Source organism: Streptomyces cyaneofuscatus (assembly GCF_042718795.1).
Classification (GTDB): domain Bacteria; phylum Actinomycetota; class Actinomycetes; order Streptomycetales; family Streptomycetaceae; genus Streptomyces; species Streptomyces cyaneofuscatus_A.
Genome location: NZ_JBHXOX010000017.1, coordinates 105,716 through 121,005, shown reverse-complemented (window position 1 = coordinate 121,005; position 15,290 = coordinate 105,716). Strand labels below are relative to the sequence as shown.

The 15,290-nt window shown below is 72.5% G+C and carries 13 protein-coding genes; 9 read left to right on the top strand and 4 right to left on the bottom strand.

Annotation, left to right across the window (positions count from 1 at the left end; genetic code table 11):
* Positions 1 to 55 precede the first annotated feature (55 nt).
* The 3 genes from ACFWRT_RS20795 to ACFWRT_RS20785 are packed head-to-tail and all read left to right on the top strand — an operon-like array spanning position 56 to position 3,769.
* Positions 56 to 1,012 (top strand): ABC transporter ATP-binding protein, encoded by a 957-nt coding sequence (locus ACFWRT_RS20795; protein WP_380952989.1) that lies wholly within the window; start codon positions 56 to 58, stop codon positions 1,010 to 1,012.
* 55 nt (positions 1,013 to 1,067) lie between these two features.
* Positions 1,068 to 1,823 carry an ABC transporter permease gene (locus tag ACFWRT_RS20790; protein WP_380952990.1) on the top strand — a complete coding sequence of 252 codons (756 nt, stop codon included), beginning with the start codon at positions 1,068 to 1,070 and terminating at the stop codon, positions 1,821 to 1,823.
* Positions 1,820 to 3,769, top strand: coding sequence for a TOMM precursor leader peptide-binding protein (locus ACFWRT_RS20785; RefSeq protein WP_380952991.1), 1,950 nt, complete (start codon positions 1,820 to 1,822; stop codon positions 3,767 to 3,769). The genes ACFWRT_RS20790 and ACFWRT_RS20785 overlap by 4 nt, the downstream gene beginning before the upstream one ends.
* An 80-nt stretch (positions 3,770 to 3,849) precedes the next feature.
* Here the strand turns inward: ACFWRT_RS20785 and ACFWRT_RS20780 are convergent, their stop codons facing one another.
* Positions 3,850 to 4,026 carry a thiazolylpeptide-type bacteriocin gene (locus tag ACFWRT_RS20780; protein WP_018515646.1) on the bottom strand — a complete coding sequence of 59 codons (177 nt, stop codon included), beginning with the start codon at positions 4,024 to 4,026 and terminating at the stop codon, positions 3,850 to 3,852.
* Positions 4,027 to 4,357: 331 nt separating this feature from the next.
* On the opposite strand from ACFWRT_RS20780, the gene ACFWRT_RS20775 reads away from it, so the two are divergent.
* Both ACFWRT_RS20775 and ACFWRT_RS20770 read left to right on the top strand, forming a co-directional pair.
* On the top strand, positions 4,358 to 5,719 hold the full coding sequence (locus ACFWRT_RS20775) for an amidohydrolase (RefSeq protein WP_380953019.1): 1,362 nt from the start codon (positions 4,358 to 4,360) through the stop codon (positions 5,717 to 5,719).
* On the top strand, positions 5,716 to 5,982 hold the full coding sequence (locus ACFWRT_RS20770) for a hypothetical protein (protein WP_380952992.1): 267 nt from the start codon (positions 5,716 to 5,718) through the stop codon (positions 5,980 to 5,982). The genes ACFWRT_RS20775 and ACFWRT_RS20770 overlap by 4 nt, the downstream gene beginning before the upstream one ends.
* Before the next feature lie 52 nt (positions 5,983 to 6,034).
* Here the strand turns inward: ACFWRT_RS20770 and ACFWRT_RS20765 are convergent, their stop codons facing one another.
* On the bottom strand, positions 6,035 to 7,030 hold the full coding sequence (locus ACFWRT_RS20765; RefSeq protein ID WP_380952993.1) for a helix-turn-helix transcriptional regulator: 996 nt from the start codon (positions 7,028 to 7,030) through the stop codon (positions 6,035 to 6,037).
* A gap of 533 nt (positions 7,031 to 7,563) precedes the next feature.
* On the opposite strand from ACFWRT_RS20765, the gene mfd reads away from it, so the two are divergent.
* Positions 7,564 to 11,097: a transcription-repair coupling factor gene (mfd, locus tag ACFWRT_RS20760; protein WP_380952994.1), complete on the top strand. Its 3,534-nt coding sequence runs from the start codon at positions 7,564 to 7,566 to the stop codon at positions 11,095 to 11,097.
* A gap of 123 nt (positions 11,098 to 11,220) precedes the next feature.
* On the opposite strand, the gene ACFWRT_RS20755 is transcribed toward mfd, so the two are convergent.
* Positions 11,221 to 11,862, bottom strand: a complete 642-nt coding sequence (locus ACFWRT_RS20755; RefSeq protein ID WP_380952995.1) for an SMI1/KNR4 family protein — start codon at positions 11,860 to 11,862, stop codon at positions 11,221 to 11,223.
* A 174-nt stretch (positions 11,863 to 12,036) separates the two neighbouring features.
* On the opposite strand from ACFWRT_RS20755, the gene ACFWRT_RS20750 reads away from it, so the two are divergent.
* On the top strand, positions 12,037 to 12,840 hold the full coding sequence (locus ACFWRT_RS20750; RefSeq protein ID WP_380952996.1) for an HNH endonuclease family protein: 804 nt from the start codon (positions 12,037 to 12,039) through the stop codon (positions 12,838 to 12,840).
* Between the two features lie 27 nt (positions 12,841 to 12,867).
* Here ACFWRT_RS20750 and ACFWRT_RS20745 read toward each other — a convergent pair whose 3' ends face one another.
* Positions 12,868 to 13,536, bottom strand: a complete 669-nt coding sequence (locus ACFWRT_RS20745) for a hypothetical protein (protein ID WP_380952997.1) — start codon at positions 13,534 to 13,536, stop codon at positions 12,868 to 12,870.
* Between the two features lie 229 nt (positions 13,537 to 13,765).
* Between ACFWRT_RS20745 and ACFWRT_RS20740 the strand changes: the two genes are divergently transcribed.
* Positions 13,766 to 14,512: an N-acetyltransferase gene (locus ACFWRT_RS20740; protein ID WP_380952998.1), complete on the top strand. Its 747-nt coding sequence runs from the start codon at positions 13,766 to 13,768 to the stop codon at positions 14,510 to 14,512.
* 75 nt (positions 14,513 to 14,587) lie between these two features.
* Positions 14,588 to 15,181: a cysteine hydrolase family protein gene (locus tag ACFWRT_RS20735; RefSeq protein ID WP_380952999.1), complete on the top strand. Its 594-nt coding sequence runs from the start codon at positions 14,588 to 14,590 to the stop codon at positions 15,179 to 15,181.
* The last annotated feature ends 109 nt before the right edge of the window (positions 15,182 to 15,290 follow it).

The following is a 15,290-nucleotide window of genomic DNA, read 5'->3' as shown; positions in this document are numbered from 1 at the left end:
CGGCCTGGCCCTGCTGACGGCCTGATCCCGCTTGTTCCCCCTCAAGGAGAGTCCCATGACGTCCACCGCCCCCCACACCCCGCACGACCCCCCTCCCGGGCCGGCCGCCGGGCCCGCCGTCGCCCTGTCCGGCGTCCACAAGACGTACGGCACGACCAGGGCCGTCGACGGGGTCTCGCTGACCGTCGGGCGCGGCGAGTTCTTCGGGCTGCTCGGGCCCAACGGGGCGGGCAAGACCACCCTCGTCGAGATCATGGAGGGCCAGCGGCGCGCCGACTCCGGGACGGTGGCGGTCCTGGGGGAGAGCCCCTGGCCGCGCAACACCGCCCTGCTGCCCCGGCTCGGTGTGCAGACGCAGAGCTCCGCGTTCTTCGTCCGGCTGACCGCCCGCGAACACCTGGTCACCATGGCCGCCCTCTACCGGTGCGACGCGGCCGCCGCCGAACGGGCGCTGGCCTCCGTCGGCCTCACCGAGCAGGGTGACACGCGGGTGGACGACCTCTCCGGCGGCCAGCGGCAGCGGCTCGCCATCGCCTCCGCCCTCGTCCACGACCCCGAGCTGATCTTCCTGGACGAGCCGACGGCCGCGCTCGACCCGCAGGCCCGCCGCTCCCTCTGGCAGGTCCTCCGCGACCTCAAGGGCGCGGGCCGCACCATCGTCTACACCACCCACCACCTGGACGAGGCCGAGGCGCTCTGCGACCGGGTCGCCATCATGGTGGAGGGCAAGGTGGCCGCCCTCGACAGCCCCGGCCGGCTCATCGCCGCCTCCAGCCCCACCACCCGGCTCCTCGTCCCGGCCGACCGCCTCACGCCCGGCCAGGCCCGCGCGATCCCGGGCGTGGACCGGGTCACCGAGGAGGGCGGCTCGATCGTGCTGGAGACCCTCGCCTCGGGCCAGGTGCTCGCGGCCGTCGACGAGATCGCCGGGCTCCAGGGCGTACAGACCAGGACGGCGAGCCTGGAGGACGTGTACCTGGCGCTGACCGGCACCGGAGCTCAGCAGCCGTGACTCCGTCGAGAATCAGCCCCCTTGTTCCGGACGAGCACCGATACGGAGACACCCGATGAGCGCCTACACCGCGCTGAGCCAGGCCGGATACCGGGCCTACACCCGCGACCGCACCACCCTCTTCTTCACCTTCGCCTTCCCGCTGATCTTCCTCGTCGTCTTCGGGCTGATCTTCCACGGCCAGACCGTCGAGGAGAGCGGCAAGCCCTACATCAACTACATCGCGCCCGGCGTCCTGTCCTGGGGCGTCGGCAACGCCGCCGTGTTCGGCGTCGGGTTCGTCCTCATGCAGTGGCGGCGCGACGACATCCTCCGGCTGATCCGGATGACACCGACACCCGTCTCCGCCGTGCTCGCCTCCCGCTATGTGCTGGCGCTCGCCATCGGAGCCGTACAGGCGGTTCTGTTCGTCGCCGTGGCCCTGCTCCCCTCCTTCGGCCTTCAGTTGGACGGGCGTTGGCCGCTCGCGCTGCCGGTGCTGGTGCTCGGGATCACCGCGTTCCTCGCGCTGGGCGTCATCGTCGGCAGCTACGCCAGGACCCCGGAGGCGGTCGCCGCCGTCGCCAACTGCCTGATGATTCCCATGGCGTTCCTCTCCGGTTCGTTCTTCCCGCTGGACGCCATGCCGCAGTGGATGCAGAGCCTCTCCCGCGTCCTGCCGCTGCGCTACCTCAACGACGGGGTGTCCGGCGCGCTGACCGGCGGCGGCACCCTGACGGACATCGGTGTCGCCTGCGCGGTGCTCGCCGGATTCGCCCTCGTCCTCGGCGCGGTGGCGCTGAAGACCTTCCGCTGGAGCGACAAGTCATGACGACGGCCACGGCTTCCTCCCCTCCTCTGGACGCGGCGCGGGCCCAGCTTCAGGATGCGCTGTCGGTCCGCCATTCCCGTCCTTCCGGCCATTCCCTGCCCGCCCCCTACGTCGTCCCGCTCGGTGCCGCCGACACCCTCGGATTCGGGCACCCGGACCCGTACGCCGACATCCGCCCCGCCGCCAACGTCCAGCTCACCTCCCGGGCCGTCCTGATCGGGCCCTGGGGCGGCGGGCTGTCCGGTGCCGCCTGCGGGCAGTGCCTCGCGATGCGGTGGCAGCGGCTGCGCAGCCGGTCCGAGCGGGAGGCGCTGGAGCTGGGGTACGAGCCGCAGGGGGCCGTGCACTGGCCGGTACTCACCGACTACACGGTGGACGCGGTCTGGGCGGCGTACAGCGCCGTGCTCACCGGTCAGCGGAGCAACCCCGACGCCACCCCCGCCGACCGCGCGCTCCCCCAGGTCACCCGCGTCGACCTGGCCACCCTCGCCACGGCCACCTTCCCGCTCCTCCCGGAACCCCTCTGCCCTTCCTGCGTGGTCGAGGTCCCCGACACGGCGGAAGCCGCCCGGATGGAGCTGCGCCCCACCCCTAAACCGGACCCCGACGGCTACCGCCTCCGTACGCTCGACTCCTACCTCCTGCCGACCTCCGCCCTCGCCAACCCCGTGTGCGGGGCGCTCGGTTCGGACACCTGGATCAACCCCGCCTCCACCACCACGGCCCCCGTCGCCGGGACCCACTTCGTCCGCGGCTACGCCGGACTCAACGACGTCACCTGGAGCGGCCAGGCCAACCGGTACGCCACCAGCCGCACCCTCGCCTACCTGGAAGGGCTGGAGCGTTACGCGGGCACCCATCGCCGACGCGGCACATCCCCGGTGGTCGACAGCTACGCCAACCTGTCCGGCCAGGCCCTGAACCCCGCCGACTGCGGCTTCTACGCCTCCGAGACGTACGCCTCCGACCCCCTGGTCAGCCCCTTCGACCCCGACCGCGCGATCCCCTGGGTCTGGGGGCACTCGCTCCGCGACGACCGCCCCATCCTCGTCCCGGCCCGGCTCGCCCACTACAGCGCCGGGGTCGACGCCGACAACTTCGTCTTCGAGTGCTCCAACGGCTGTGCCACGGGCGGCAGTCCGGAGGAGGCGATCCTCTTCGGGCTCCTTGAGCTGGTCGAGCGGGACGCGTTCCTCCTCGCCTGGTACGGCCGCGCCCGCCTCACCGCGCTCGACCTCACCACCGCGACCACCCCCGCCGTCCGCTCGATGCTCGACCGGGCCGCCCTGCACGGCTACGACGTGCACGCCTTCGATACGCGGATGGATCTGGCCGTCCCCGTCGTCACCGCCCTCGCGGTCCGGCGCGACGGGGGCCACGGCACGCTCTCCTTCTCCGCCGCCGCCGGCTTCGACCCGGCGGACACCGTGGAGGCGGCCCTCTCGGAGGTCCTCACCTACATCCCGCACCTGCCCTACCAGGTGGCCGAGCGCCGCACCGAACTGGAGTCGATGGAGTGGGACTTCGCCAAGGTCCTGCATCTCAAGGACCACGCCCAGCTGTACGGACTGCCGTCGATGGTCCGGCACGCGGCCGAGTACCTGGAGCCGGAGGCCGTCCTCCCGCTGGAGGAGGTGTTCGCCGACTGGCAGCCGCTACGGCCGCGCACGGGCGACCTGCTGGATGATCTGCGTTGCCTGCGCGATCAGTTGACGACCGTCGGGTACGACGTCATCGCCGTCGACCAGACGACCCCCGAGCAGCACCGGATGGGCCTGCACACCGTCTCCACCACCGTCCCGGGCCTCCTGCCGCTGGACTTCGGCTGGACCCGGCAGCGGGCCCTGCGCATGCCCCGGCTGCGGACCGCGCTGCGGGCGGCCGGGCGGCGGGCGGACGACCTGCCGGAGGCGGAGATCAAGGCCGTCCCGCACCCGTTCCCGTGACCGGCTCCGCGCAGGACGTACGTCAGCCCCCTCCGACCGACGGAGGGGGCTGGCGGCACGAGCGGGCCTGCGAACCGGTATCAGGCGCTGCAGGAGGTGGTGCTGGTGGTGCTGGAGCAGGTGGAGGTCGAGGAGGAGGACGTGGAACCGGCGAGGACGACCTCCACCGCGTCGGAGTAGTCCGAGATCTCGAAGGTCTCCGACTCCAGCTCCAGGATCTCGTCGGCGAGGGTGGCGAGCTCGGTCTTGGGGGCCATGGTGTTCTCCCTGGTCTCGTGGGGACCGACGGCCGGCTGCTCCGGCCCGCTGTCCCCGGTCCTGAACCCATTGGAGAGGTGGCCGCTGTCAGATCGGCCGCGCTTTCGCTGTCACTTCGCCGCCACTTCGCCTGCACCGGATGACAGCGGGACGGCAGGGCCTCTGACAGCCGTACGGATCAGGCTCGTTGAGCGGGGACACGGGATGAGGTGTGAAGTGGTCACAGCGGCGAGAACGGCGAACGAGGTGAACGAGGCGGACGGCGGGGACGGCGTGATCGAGGCACCCGGCGCGAACGGCGACGGGCGCGAAGGGACGGGCGAAGAGGCCATGGCGACCACGCCCCTGCCCCGCCCGCTGCTCCGCGCCACCCTCGCGCTCTACCTCGACCTGCACGCCCACCCCGAACTCTCCGGCCACGAGCACCGCACCGCGGACCTCCTCGCCGCCCGCCTGACCGACCACGGCCTCACGGTCACCCGGGCGGTCGGCGGCGGCCACGGCCTCGTCGGCGTCCTGCGCAACGGCCCGGGCCCCACCGTGCTCCTGCGCACCGAACTCGACGCGCTCCCCGTCACCGAGGCCACCGGCCTGCCGTACGCGAGCACCGTCCCCGGGGTCATGCACGCCTGCGGCCACGACCTGCACATCGCGGCGGTGACCGGGGCGGTGGCCCTCCTCGCCGGGGACCGGAACAGTTGGCGCGGCACGCTCCTCGTGGTGGGCCAGCCCGCCGAGGAGACGCTGAGCGGGGCCCGGCCGATGCTGGAGGACGGCCGCCTGTACGAGAGGTTCGGCACCCCGGACGCGGTCCTCGCCCAGCACGCGGCCCCGCTCCCCGCCGGCACCGTCGCCCACGCGCCGGGCGGGGCGCCCCTGATGGCGGGCAGTATCGCGGCCGACGTCACCCTCCACGGCCGGGGCGGCCACGCGGCTACCCCGCACCTCACCGTCGACCCGGTCCTGATGGCCGCCGCCACCGTGCTCGGCCTCCAGTCGGTGGCGGCCCACGCGACCGCCCCCGCCGAACAGGCCGTGCTCACCGTGGGCTCGGTGCGGGCCGGCGAGCGCGGCAACGTCACCCCGGACACCGCCGAACTCTTTCTCACCGCAAGGGCGTTCACCGACTCCGCCCTCGACCGCCTGCTGGCCGCCGCGACCCGCGTCGTACGGGCCCAGGCCGCGGCGGCGGGCGCCCCGCACGACCCGGAGCTCACGGTGACGGCCCGCTCGCCCGCCCTGCTCCCCGACCCGGCGCTGACGGCGGCGGTCCGCCGCGCCCACGAGGCCTCGCTCGGCGCGGCCCGGGTGCTGGACGCCGCCCCCGCGACGGCCACCGAGGACTTCCCGCACTTCGGGGCGGGCGGGGTGGCGACGGCGTACTGGCTGCTCGGCACCACCGGCGTACGGGAGTGGCGTGCGGCACGGGCCGGGGGAGGGCCCGTACCGCCGAACCACGCGCCCGGCTTCGCGCCCGACGTCCGCACCGCCCTGCCGACGGGCGTCACGGCACTGGCGGCGGCGGCCCGGCAGGTGCTGGGCGGGGGGCCGGGAGGCGACGGGAGCGCGGGACACGGGCCGGGCGGCGGCGGGAACACAGGACACGGGCCGGGACCGGGCACCGGCACTGGCGGCGGCGGGAACACAGGACACGGGCCGGGACCGGGCGGCGGCAGGGAGGCGGAGTCATGACGCCGGGTCCGCCCGGTGCCGGGGCCGGGGTCGCCGCAGTCGTCCTCGTACGCCGGGACCGGGCCGCCCCGACCGGCTGGACCACCGTCGTACGGCTCCTGGGACTGCTCCCCGGCCACTGGTGCTGCCACCCGGAGGTGGGCCAGGACCGGGTGGTGCTGCGGATCGAGCTGGCCGGGTCGACGGACGCCCCGGCGGTGCGGCGGGCGGTCTCCTGCGTGCTGGCGGACACGGCGCTGCGGGGCTGGACGGAGGAGTTCTGACCACCGTGGCGCGCAGGGGCGGAGTTCTGACCACCGTGGCGCGCATGGGCGGTCAGATCCACCCCCGCTCCCGCGCCAGCAGCGCGGCCTGGGCGCGGCTGGCGGCGCCCAGGGTCTGCATCAGCTCGGCGACATGCCGCCGGTAGGTCCGTACCGAAACCCCCAGCTCCCGCGCCCCGGCCTCGTCCTTGCCGACCGTGCACATCGCCACCAGCACCCGCCGCTCCATGGCGGAGAGCCCTTCGCGGTCCGTGCCGCTCCCACCGCCGGCGTGGGCCAGCTCCTCGGCCTGGTCCCAGATCTTCTCGAACAGCGCGATGATGTTGGAGACGAGCCCGCTGCGGTGGGCGAGCAGCGCGCCCCGGGAGGTGTCGCGAGGGTCCAGCGGGACGAGGGCGGCGCGGCGGTCGTAGACCAGGAGCCGTTCGGTGGTGTCGGCCGTGACCCGGATCGACGCCCCGTGCTCGGACAGCTCGCGCAGATAGGCGGCGGTCGGCGGGTCCTGGAGGGCGACGCTGGAGACGACGTTGCGGATCCGGACGCCGCGTCTGAGGCAGCGCAGGTCCAGCGGTCTGGAGCGGGCGATGTTCTCCGGGGAGAGCCGGGTGTACGGCTCCACGGAGAGGATCTCGTCCCGGGCGAAGAAGGCGAGGTCGTCGATCCGGTTGCGGATCTGGGCGAGCCCCTCCAACTGCTCGATGCCCTGCGGGGGCGGCGTACGGGCCCCCTGCTCCGCGCGTAGACCGTCAATGACGTGCCGCGACCGGGTGACGCGCTGCAGCTCCTGGTGGAGTGCGTGGAGCCGCAGGTCGACCAGGCGGGAGAGGGCGGTCTCGGGGTCCTCGGGCGCTATCCGGCGGCCGTCGTCCTCCATCCGCAGGAGGCCCAGCTCCCGGAGCCGGTCGATCCGGGCGCGGGCCTGCCCGGGCTCGGTGTGGAGCAGGAGGTGGAGGTCGTCGGCGCCGGTGGAGGGGTTGCGCAGGAAGTGGCGGTAGATCTCCTCCTCGGCGTCGGAGACCCCGAAAACCGCCATCTCGTTCTCGCCCACGTACGCCCCCGATACCCGATACCTGGTGTCCGCTGGAGTCCGTGCACCGCCGGGGATCGCCCTGCGGAGCCGGTCGCCGCCCGCTGTCGCGGCCGGTGGAACTGGTGGAACCGTGTCTGCGCCGGTGAACCGTCGGAAACCGTTCGTGCCATGGTCGGCCACAGACTAGACGCTGGGATCACTCCTGTGAGGCCCCCGGACACAACTGTGTGCCGTACGGAGATGAACGGTGGGCGACGGGCGGTGAGCGGTGGTGGCGGAGCGACGGACGGCCCCGGACAGCTACCGCCGGTACCCGCGAGGGTGCCCGAACGGGCACCCCGTGAAGACCCCGGCGCCGTCCGACGGAGAGACTCCCCACACCGCCCGCCCGGTACACCGCTGCCGCCCCGGTTGCGGGAGCGGCTGTCACTGCCGGGTCGTAGTCTGGGAACCCCCGGCTCGTCCCACGTGTCGGGCTCTTCGCGTTGCCCCCTGGCAGCAGCCGGCTGCCGGCAACACCTGAACACCTCATGACCCGGACGGATGCCCCTATGAGCCTGCACGGTCTGCTGGATGTCGTCGTAACGGACCCGGCGATCGCCGAGGCGGTGAAGGCCGCCGCCGACGGCCACCGCATGCATGTCGACCTGGTGGGTCCGCCCGGCGCCCGGCCGTTCGCCGTGGCCGCGCTGGCCCGGCAGACCGGCCGGACCGTGCTGGCCGTCACCGCGACGGGCCGGGAGGCCGAGGACCTGGCCGCCGCCCTGCGGACGCTGCTGCCGCCGGACACGATCGCGGAGTTCCCGTCCTGGGAGACCCTGCCGCACGAACGCCTCTCGCCCCGCTCGGACACCGTGGGCCGGCGCCTCGCCGTGCTGCGGCGCCTCGCGCACCCGCGCGAGGACGACCCGGAGACGGGTCCGGTCTCGGTGGTCGTGGCGCCGATCCGTTCCGTACTGCAACCGCAGGTCAAGGGGCTCGGCGAGCTGGAGCCGGTGGCGCTGACCAGCGGGCAGAGCGCGGACCTGGGGGAGGTGGTGGACGCGCTGGCGGCCGCCGCGTACGCGCGGGTGGAGCTGGTGGAGAAGCGGGGCGAGTTCGCCGTACGGGGCGGGATCCTGGACGTCTTCCCGCCGACCGAGGAGCACCCCCTTCGGGTGGAGTTCTGGGGCGACGACGTCGAGGAGATCCGGTACTTCAAGATCGCCGACCAGCGGTCCCTGGAGGTCGCCGCGCACGGCCTGTGGGCGCCGCCCTGCCGTGAACTGCTGCTGACCGAGGAGGTACGGGAACGGGCCGCCGCCCTCGCCGAGGCGCACCCGGAGCTGGGCGAGCTGCTCGGCAAGATCGCGGAGGGCATCGCGGTCGAGGGCATGGAGTCGCTGGCCCCGGTCCTGGTGGACGACATGGAGCTGCTGCTCGACGTCCTGCCCCAGGGGTCGATGGCGCTGGTCTGCGACCCGGAGCGGGTCCGGACCCGGGCGGCCGACCTGGTCGCCACCAGCCAGGAGTTCCTCCAGGCGTCGTGGGCGGCGACGGCGGGCGGCGGCGAGGCCCCGATCGACGTGGGCGCGGCCTCGCTGCGGAGCATCGCGGACGTCCGGGACCGGGCCCGTGAGCTGGGGATGATGTGGTGGTCGACCTCCCCCTTCGCGGCCGACGACGCCGAGCACGACGAGGACACGCTCAAGCTGTCGATGCACGCCCCCGAGGCGTACCGGGGCGACACCGCCCGTGCGCTCGCCGACACGAAGGGGTGGCTGGCCGACGGCTGGCGCACGGTGTACGTCACCGAGGGCCAGGGCCTCGCCACCCGTACGGTGGAGGTGCTGGGCGGCGAGGGCATCGCGGCCCGCTTCGTCCCCGACCTGACCGAGATCGCGCCGTCCGTCGTCCATGTCTCCTGCGGGGCGATCGACCAGGGTTTCGTGGACCCGGCGCTGAAGCTGGCGGTGCTCACCGAGACCGACCTGACCGGCCAGCGCACCGCCACCAAGGACCTGGGCCGGATGCCGGCCCGCCGCAGGAAGACGATCGACCCGCTGACGCTGGAGGCGGGCGACTACATCGTGCACGAGCAGCACGGTGTGGGCCGGTACGTGGAGATGGTGCAGCGTACGGTCCAGGGCGCGACCCGCGAGTACCTGCTGGTCGAGTACGCCCCCGCCAAGCGCGGCCAGCCCGGCGACCGGCTCTACATCCCGACCGACCAGTTGGAGCAGGTCACCAAGTACGTGGGCGGCGAGGCCCCGACCCTGCACCGGCTCGGCGGCGCGGACTGGACGAAGACGAAGCAGCGGGCGAAGAAGGCGGTCAAGGAGATCGCCGCCGACCTGATCAAGCTGTACTCGGCCCGGATGGCGGCCCCCGGCCACTCCTTCGCCCCGGACACCCCGTGGCAGCGGGAGCTGGAGGACGCGTTCCCGTACGCGGAGACGCCGGACCAGCTCTCCACGATCGCCGAGGTCAAGGAGGACATGGAGAAGACGGTCCCGATGGACCGGCTGATCTGCGGCGACGTCGGCTACGGCAAGACGGAGATCGCGGTCCGGGCGGCGTTCAAGGCGGTGCAGGACGGCAAGCAGGTGGCGGTCCTGGTCCCGACGACCCTCCTGGTCCAGCAGCACTACAACACGTTCACCGAGCGCTACTCCCAATTCCCGGTCAACGTCAGGGCGCTGAGCCGCTTCCAGTCCGAAACGGAATCCAAGGCGACCCTCGCGGGCCTGAAGGACGGCGCGGTCGACCTGGTCATCGGCACCCACCGCCTCTTCTCCTCCGAGACGAAGTTCAAGGACCTCGGTCTGGTCATCGTGGACGAGGAGCAGCGGTTCGGCGTCGAGCACAAGGAGCAGCTCAAGAAGCTCCGCGCCAACGTCGACGTCCTCACGATGTCCGCGACGCCCATCCCCCGTACGCTCGAAATGGCGGTCACCGGCATCCGCGAGATGTCCACGATCACCACCCCGCCGGAGGAGCGCCACCCGGTGCTGACCTTCGTCGGCCCGTACGAGGAGAAGCAGATCGGCGCGGCGATCCGCCGTGAACTCCTGCGCGAGGGCCAGGTGTTCTACATCCACAACCGGGTCGAGTCCATCGACCGGGCCGCCGCCCGCCTCCGCGAGATCGTCCCGGAGGCGCGGATCGCGACAGCCCACGGGCAGATGTCCGAACAGGCCCTGGAGCAGGTGGTGGTGGACTTCTGGGAGAAGAAGTTCGACGTCCTGGTCTCCACGACGATCGTGGAATCCGGCATCGACATCTCCAACGCCAACACGCTGATCGTGGAGCGCGGCGACAACTTCGGCCTCTCCCAACTCCACCAGCTCCGCGGCCGGGTGGGCCGAGGCCGCGACCGGGGCTACGCCTACTTCTTGTACCCCCCCGAGAAGCCCCTGACGGAGACGGCCCACGAGCGCCTCGCGACGATCGCCCAGCACACGGAGATGGGCGCGGGCATGTACGTGGCGATGAAGGACCTGGAGATCCGCGGCGCGGGCAACCTGCTCGGCGGCGAGCAGTCCGGCCACATCGCGGGCGTCGGCTTCGACCTGTACATCCGCATGGTCGGCGAGGCGGTCGCCGACTACCGGGCCCAGATGGACGGCTCCGTGGAGGAGGAGCCCCCGCTGGAGGTCAAGATCGAGCTCCCGGTCGACGCGCACGTCCCGCACGACTACGCCCCCGGCGAGCGCCTGCGCCTCCAGGCGTACCGCGCCATCGCCCAGGCCACCTCGGAGGACGACATCCGCGCGGTCCGCGAGGAGCTGACCGACCGCTACGGCCCCCTGCCCGAACCGGTCGAGAACCTCCTCCTGGTGGCGGGCCTGCGGATGCTGGCCCGCGCCTGCGGAGTCGGCGAGATCGTCCTCCAGGGCTCCAACATCCGCTTCGCCCCGGTGGAGTTGCGCGAATCCCAGGAGCTGCGCCTGAAGCGCCTCCACCCGAAGACGGTCATCAAGCCCACGGCCCACCAGATCCTGGTCCCGCGCCCGACGACGGGCAGGATCGGCGGCAAGCCGGTGGTGGGCCGCGAACTGCTGTCGTGGACGGGCGAGTTCCTGACGACGATCCTGGGGTCGTAGGGGCGGCAGCCCGCCGTACGTCGGCCCCGCCGGGATTCCGGCGGGGCCGAGGTGGTCGTTCACGAGGGCGGCGGAGCAGCCGGGGGAGGCGTCCCGCCGGGCTTCGACGGTGAGGTGATCGGCTCAGTCCATGTCCTCTTCGTCCTCATCCTCCTCCATGCTCTCGTACCCGGAGTGGATCAGCGCGGAGAAGCTGGGGTGTCTCGTCGTGTCGCCGTACTTCGGTGCGAACTCGTAGGCGGCCCACTCGCCGTCCGGCCCGACGTCGGTCGGATCGAGCAGCCAGTAGTCCTCTCCCCGGGCGATCTCGACGGACCGGCGGAACAACTGGACGACGTCCTCGTTGCCGGGTATCGATTCGTAGATCTGGGTCACGCGGCTGCCTGCCTCGCTGTCCCGCATCCACACGACGCGGCCGCACGGGTGGATGCCGTCCACCCAGGCATCCACGCTCGCCCACCCGTCGCTCGCCAGGAAGAATCCCCGCAGACCCGGTGGGAACCGCACGCCGAGCCGCTCCTCCGATGCCACCAGAGCCTCCTCGCGGGCAGGGGCTTCCCCCAGCCACGGCACCACCCGCTCCCCTCGGTCCAGGGCCTCCAGCTGATCGTCATCCAAAAGGTCGACGGCCTCGTCATCGTCGGCGCGGACCTTCACGTACAGCTCGCCGTATCGCTCCAGAAAGACCCGCCACTCCTCCGGCGTGGTCAGGCCGCCAGCAACTTCACTGCATTCAGGCTCAGTTGTCTCACTCACGCCGATCATGGTGCCAGGCACCTATGACAATGCCGACGACCGGGACGCCGACTGCTCGCCGCTCACCCGGATCGGCCCGGGCGACCGGTGAAGACGGAAGGCCAGTCATGAAAGCCCCGCCGACGGGGAAGACGCCCATAAGATTCTCGGCGTTCGGCTTTCTCCCCGTCAGGATGGCTTCACGTGATATCTCCCCGTACGTACCGAGTCGCGGCCCTCCCCGCCCTCAGCGCCCTCGTCGTGCTCGCCCTGGCCGGCTGCGACCCCGACGACCTCGCGGCGGAGAGCGGCGGCAGCACCAGCGGCAGCGCGAGCGGCGGTGCGAACGGTGGCGGGGCGCAGTCCGCCGAGGGGTTCGGGGTCAGCCCGCTGGACAACCCCGACGGTACGAAGCCGGGCCTGGCGCCCCTCACCGGCGACGCGGACCGGGCCGCCGCCCGCAAGATCATCGAGAAGGTCGCCACCAAGGGGCGCGGCCCCAGGACCGGCTACGAGCGGGAGAAGTTCGGGTCGGCGTGGAAGGACGGGATCGACGGCATCCCGCTCGCCCGGAACGGCTGCGACACCCGTAACGACCTCCTCGCCCGCGACGGCAAGGACATCGAGCACCGCTCGGGCTCCGACTGCGTCGTCGTCTCGCTGAAGCTCAAGGACCCCTACACCGGCAAGTCCATCGACTGGCGCAAGCAGCAGGCGACGAAGGTGCAGATAGACCACGTGATGCCGCTCTCCTACAACTGGCAGATGGGCGCCGCCCGCTGGAACGAGACCAAGCGGCAGCAGATCGCCAACGACCCGCTCAACCTCCTCCCGGTCGACGGCCCGGCCAACAGCGCCAAGCGCGACTCCGGCCCGGCCGCCTGGCTGCCGCCGTACAAGGCGATTCGCTGCTCGTACGCGGTGCGGTTCGCCCAGGTCTCGCTGAAGTACGACCTCCCGGTCACCACCCCGGACAAGCAGGCCATGCTCGCCCAGTGCGGAGGCTGAGCCGGCAGCCCGTGGCCGTAGAGCGTGTCAGACCTTGCCGCCGCAGATCACGTTGTACGGCCGGCCCATCGCCATCATCAGCTGCATCGGCTCCGCCGTCGCCGCCGGGCACTCCTTCTCGTCCTCGACCAGGGCCAGCACCTTGAAGGCGTCGGACCCGGCCGAGGCGCAGGCGACCTCCTTGGCGGTCGACGTGATGCAGTCGCCCTTCACCAACTGCCCGCCGCCGGAACCCGCGTCCCCGGGGTGGTCACCGGTCAGGTTCCGGCCGCAGACGGTGTTGGTGGGGATGCCGCTGCTCTTCTTGTCGTCGCCGGAGCCGAAGACCCGTGAGACCTGGATGATCAGGTCCGTCCCGGCCGGGCACTGGATCGCGTTGGGCATGATGCTCGCGCTCTTGATCTCCAGCGCCTCGAAGGTCGCGCCGGCGTCGTCGCAGTCGAACGCGCGGTAGCCGTCCGGCTTGTTCTCCGGGTCCGGCCCGCCGCAGTCACCGACCTCCCAGGAACCGCCCTTGCCATCCGAGGCGGAGGAGGGGGACGAGGACGCGGAGGACGACGAGGAGGAGGAGTCCTTGTCACCGAAGACCTTGGACGCGCCGTAGCCCAGGCCGAGAATCACCGCGAGCACCAAAAGGCTCTGCAGACACCCGGCTCCCCTCCGGGGGCGGGACGGCGTACTGCCTGGCTGGCTCATGGTGCTGCTCCTCATGGAGTGGTGCTCGGGGACGAAGTCACGGAGGTACGAAGTCATGGCGGTACGAAGTCGCGGAGGTACGAAGTCACGGGTGGGGACGCGGCATGGACACCTCACGGTTCCCGGAGCGGAGCGCCTGGCGGGCAGCCGCCCGAGGGCCGCTCCCATCGGCGCCGGTACGCGGAAATTCCCTGGTCACAGCCGGTACGGCCTGGCTAGGGTCAGCCTCATGGAACTGCACATCACCACGCTCGCCGAGCGCCCCGAGCTCGCCGACGCCCTGAACCGGATGCCGGACACCTGGCCGGAATTCGTCCTGGAGGACATCGTCGGCTGGGCCAACTTCGGGCGGATCGCCGTCGAGTTCCCGCAGTACGTTCTCGTCGCCACCGACCCGGGCGGCAGCGTGGTCGCCCGCGCCTACAGCGTCCCCTTCGAGCTGAACGCCCCCGGGCGCGGCAAGCTCCCCGCCGGCGGCTGGGACCGGACCCTGCTCTGGGCCTTCTCGGATCTGCGGCGCGGCCGCACCCCGGACACCGTCAGCGCGATCGAGATCACCGTGGCCACCGGCCACCAGGGCAAGGGGATCTCGGGCCGGATGCTGGCCGCGATGCGGGAGAACGCGGGGCGGCACGGCTTCGGCGAGGTCGTCGCCCCGGTGCGGCCGAGCGGCAAGCACCTGCGGGCCGCGCTGCCGATGGAGGAGTACGCCCGGCTCACCCGGCCCGAGGACGGGCTGCCCGAGGATCCGTGGCTGCGGGTCCATGTCCGGGCGGGCGGGGTCGTGGACTCGGTGGCCCCGGTGTCGATGACGGTGAGCGGGACGCTGGAGCAGTGGCGGGGGTGGACCGGGCTGCCGTTCGACACGGAGGGGCCGGTGGAGGTGCCGGGCGCGCTGGTGCCGGTGCACTGTTCGCCCGCGCACGGGTACGCGGTCTACGCCGAGCCGAACGTATGGGTGCGGCACCGGGTGTGAGGAGCACGTCCGGGGGAGGGCGCCCCGGGGACAACTCCGGTGCGCCAACGCCCCGTCGGCGTTAGCGTGTGGCCCGTGCCGCACACCACCGCCCTCCTCGTCATCGACATGCAGAACGCCCTGGTGGCCATCGCCCACCAGGCCGCCGGGACCGTCGCGAGGATCGCCGTACTCCAGGAGCGGGCCCGGGCCGCCGGCGTACCGGTGGTGACGGTCCAGCACCAGGACGACGAACTGGAGCCGGGCACCGAGGGGTGGCGCATCGCCCCCGCACTCGCGCCCGCGCCGGGTGAGCCGGTCGTCCCCAAGTCGAGCCCCGACAGCTTCCTGGACACCGGGCTCGACGCCGCACTGCGGGACCTGGGGGTCACCGAGGTCGTCGTCACCGGGTTCGCCACCGAGATCTGCGTGGAGTCCACGGCCCGGCGGGCGCTGAGCCTCCGCTACGACGTGGTGCTCGTCGCCGACGCCCACACCACGTCACTCCGGCCCGACCCTGGCCCCGACCCCGGCCCGTACGCCGCGCCGGAGGCGTCGATCGCGCACCACAACGAGATCTACCGGAACCTGCGCTTCCCCGGCCGGCGCATCCGCGTACTGCGCACCGCCGAGGTGGACTTCACGGCGGGCGCGACGACCGGCCGCCCATCCAGGTCCACGCCGGCCTGACGGGCCGTGCGGTGCCGTGCGGTGCCGTACGGTCACGCCCCGGTGACCTACTGGGCAACGGTTGGGCACAACGGGGGACGGTCTGTCGGCGGCGGTGTATACGCTCAGC